The 3,682-nt window shown below is 72.0% G+C and carries 4 protein-coding genes; 2 read left to right on the plus strand and 2 right to left on the minus strand.

Annotation, left to right across the window (positions count from 1 at the left end; all coding sequences use genetic code 11):
- A partial coding sequence (locus ND748_RS27895) for a hypothetical protein (RefSeq protein ID WP_251749174.1) occupies positions 1-225 on the minus strand: 225 nt, incomplete at its 3' end.
- A 211-nt stretch (positions 226-436) separates the two neighbouring features.
- Between ND748_RS27895 and ND748_RS27900 the strand changes: the two genes are divergently transcribed.
- Complete coding sequence (locus ND748_RS27900; RefSeq protein ID WP_251749175.1) at positions 437-1,657, plus strand: acetyl-CoA C-acetyltransferase; 1,221 nt, start codon at positions 437-439, stop codon at positions 1,655-1,657.
- Positions 1,658-1,707: 50 nt separating this feature from the next.
- Here the strand turns inward: ND748_RS27900 and ND748_RS27905 are convergent, their stop codons facing one another.
- Positions 1,708-2,811, minus strand: coding sequence for a phosphatase PAP2 family protein (locus ND748_RS27905; RefSeq protein ID WP_251749176.1), 1,104 nt, complete (start codon positions 2,809-2,811; stop codon positions 1,708-1,710).
- A 576-nt stretch (positions 2,812-3,387) separates the two neighbouring features.
- Between ND748_RS27905 and ND748_RS27910 the strand changes: the two genes are divergently transcribed.
- The gene (locus tag ND748_RS27910; protein ID WP_251749177.1) at positions 3,388-3,594 is read left to right on the plus strand and encodes a DUF1918 domain-containing protein; all 207 of its coding nucleotides are present in this window, start codon (positions 3,388-3,390) and stop codon (positions 3,592-3,594) included.
- Positions 3,595-3,682 lie beyond the last annotated feature (88 nt).

The following is a 3,682-nucleotide window of genomic DNA, read 5'->3' on the forward strand; positions in this document are numbered from 1 at the left end:
GACGGCGAGGTCGAGCCGGGCCGGCTCCGCCGAGACCAACGAGGTGCCGAGGACGAAGGCGGACGGCGTGCCCGGCGAGCCGGCGCCGCCCGTGGGTTGGACCCCGGTCAGCACCACAGCCACCCCGGTGGCGGCCCGGCGCAACCCGGCGGCGTGCCGGCACAGATCATCCGCGGTGCCGGCCGACATCACGGCGCCGCCCGTCGGAGCAGGTCCCTCACGCATCCGCCCGTCCGTCCGGCTCTGTCCATCCCGATGATCAATCGGTCCATCCCGATGATCAAAGGGTAACCCGGCCGATCCGGCATCACCGCGCGGTCCGTTACTGGCCGCGTGAGCGCGACCGAGGGCACCGCACCGCGCTAAAGTTTGATCATTTAGGCACAGGTGCGACGCGATCAGGGGACCGCGGCGCCGAGCTTCCGGGAGGGTGTCCGTGACCGAGGCCGTCGTCGTCGCCGCCGCCCGCTCGCCGATCGGGCGGGCCTTCAAGGGCACACTGCAGGGCCTTCGGGCCGACGACCTCGCCGCGACGATCATCCTGGCCGCGCTCGACCAGGTTCCGATGCTCGACCCCCACGAGATCGATGATCTGATCGTCGGCTGCGGGCTGCCCGGCGGGGAGCAGGGGCACAACATCGGCCGGGTCGTCGCGGTCAGCCTCGGCCTCGACGGCGTGCCGGGCACGACCGTCTCCCGGTACTGCGCGTCGTCCCTGCAGGCGATCCGGATGGCGTTGCACGCGATCCGCGCCGGGGAGGGGGACGTCTTCGTCGCCGCCGGGGTAGAAGTCGTCAGCGGCTTCGTCAAGGGCAACAGCGACAGCCTGCCCGACACCCAGAACCCCAGCTACGCCGGCGCCCAGGCGCGCACCTCGGCGCGGGCCGGCGCCGGCTCGCCGCCGTGGAGGGACCCCCGCCGCGACGGCGAGCTGCCCGATGTCTACATGGCGATGGGCCAGACGGCGGAGAACGTCGCGCGGCTCACCGGCGTGGGCCGCGCGGAGCAGGACGAGTACGCCTGCCGGTCCCAGAACCTCGCCGAGCAGGCCATCGCCGCCGGGTTCTACAAGCGGGAGCTCACCCCGGTCCGACTCCCCGACGGCACGGTCGTCGACGCCGACGACGGCCCCCGGCCGGGCACGACCATCGATGCCCTCGCCGCCCTGCCGCCGGTCTTCCGGCCCGACGGCACGGTGACCGCGGGCAACGCCTGTCCGCTCAACGACGGCGCGGCGGCGGTCGTCGTGATGAGCGACACCCGGGCCCGCGAGCTGGGCGTCACCCCGCTGGCCCGGATCGTCTCCACCGGAGTGAGCGCGCTGTCACCCGAGATCATGGGGCTGGCGCCGGTCGAGGCGTCCCGGCAGGCGCTCGCCCGGGCCGGGATGACGATCGACGACGTGGATCTCGTCGAACTCAACGAGGCGTTCGCCGCGCAGGTCATCCCGACCTACCGCGAACTCGGCGTCGACCTGTCCAAGCTGAACGTGCACGGCGGCGCGATCGCGCTGGGACACCCGTTCGGAATGACCGGCGCGAGGATACTGACCACGCTGATCAACGGGCTGCGTACCACCGACGCGACCATCGGGCTGGAGACGATGTGCATCGGCGGGGGCCAGGGCATGGCGCTCGTCCTGGAACGGCTGTCCTGACCCCTGCCGTCGGCACCCTGCCGTCGACACCCCCGCCGTCGGCGAACTCCTCAGCCGCCGGGCACTGCGTCAGACGCGACCCGCTGTGGCGGCGCGGCACGGGCCGCATCCCCGCCGGGCGGGGCGGGGGCGGCGGTCGCGTCCACCGCGGCCACCGCGACGGCGGACGATGGGCTCTTCCTGGCCCGCGGTAGCTCGGATACGGGCCGATCGGCGGCCCCTGGACGGTGGATGACCGCCCCGGGTGACGGTGCGCCCGCCAGCGCCACCGATGCGCCCGTCCCCGGTGCACCCGCCAGCGCGGCGGCGGGCAGGGCCCGGACCGGCAGGCGGACGGCGATGGCCCACAGCCGTAGCCGGGCCTGCACCTCCGGCCGGGTGAGCTGAACCGCGGCCACGACCAACCCGCCGCCGATGATGCCGTCGAGCCAGTAGTGGTTCGCCGTGATGACCACGACGATGGTCGTGATGATCGGATGCAGGATGGCGAGCCACCGGGCTCGGGCGCGCAGGATGGTGATCACCCCCCACGCCTCCAGGATGGACCAGCCGATGTGCAGGCTCGGCATCGCCGCGTACTGGTTGGCGACGGTGTCGTGCGGCCCGTAGGGCGACGGCCCGAACACCGCTCCGGTGTCGACGAGGTTCACGCCGGGCACCAGCCGCGGCAGGAGACGGGGGGGCGCCAGCGGATAGGCGATGTGAATCAGCAACGCGACGCCGGTCGACGCCATGATGACCGTCCGCACCCGGCGCCAGGCCGGTCGCTGAAAGATCAGCACCCAGAGCAGAAAGATGATCGCTGCCGGGAAGTGCACCGCAATGTAGAAGCGGTTCGCGAACTCCAACAGGTGGCTGGAGTGCAGGGCCAGGGACTGAATGGACGACTCGTTCGGCAGGTCGAACAGACGCTCGATGTGCCAGACGTGCTTGGCGTGGTGCAGGGCCACGAGCTCCCGGCCGGCGGCGAAGTGCCGGCCGAGACCGTAGAGCCAGTACAACGAGCCCAGCAGAACGACCTGACCCACGATGAAGACGCCGCTGCGCAACGCCCCGGCCACCCGACCAGGTCGGTCACTGCGACCGGAGCCTCGGGCCAGCGCGGCCGGCCGGACTGGCCCGCCCATCAGGGTCTGGCCCGTTGTGCTCACCATGAGCAGCTCCGAACCATCTCCGCCTCCCCATCACGACACTTCCCGTTAACCCATCCATCGTTCCTACCGACCGATCGGTAAGGAGGACCGGGAACAAGATGTGAGATAGGGCTCAGTCGCCGGGACTCTGCTCGACGTCTCACGCTGGGTCGCATACCGGTCCCGGCCGGGAGACCGGCGGCGGACGAGTCATCGGCTCAACGGCCGACTTACCCGCAGATTAATGACAGGGAACCCACTCGGCCCGATTTCCACGCAGCCAGGACGTCAGGTCACGAACATCCCGCTGCCGGACACGGACCGACGTAGGACGAACGATCCGGCGAGGGCGGCGGGTGTGACCGGAAGGGGGACCCCGGCCACCAGCGGTGCCCGCGATCCCCCGCGACGCGGCTGTGCCGACTGCGACCGGACCGGAACCGGGACCGGCGGGGATCGGTGCGGACCGGCCGGACTCGCCCTCGACTTCGGCGACCTTTCGGACTTCGGTGCGGCCGGACCCCCGCGGCTGTGTTACGCAGATAGCGCAGGTGCATGCCTTCGGTCACCACAACGGCAGAGAGGTTGACCGCCATGATGTCCGCATCCATCGGAGACAGGTTCGTCGTCCACGGCCGCACCGTGGGGAGCCCGGAACGGCACGGCGTCGTGATCGAGATACGCGGCGCCGACGGCGGTCCGCCGTACATCGTTCGATGGGACGACGGGCACGAGGGGCTGTTCTTCCCGAGCTGCGATTCGCTCGTCGAGCTCCACGTCGCCCGGGAGACCGTCCGGCTCTGACCATCGGTGTCGGGGGGGGGGGGGCCCCCCCCCCCCCCCCCCCCCCCCCCCCCCCCCCCCCCCCCCCCCCCCCCCCCCCCCCCCCCCC

Origin of the sequence: Frankia sp. AiPs1 (assembly GCF_023716945.1) — a bacterium.
In the GTDB taxonomy this organism is placed as follows: Bacteria; Actinomycetota; Actinomycetes; order Frankiales; family Frankiaceae; genus Frankia.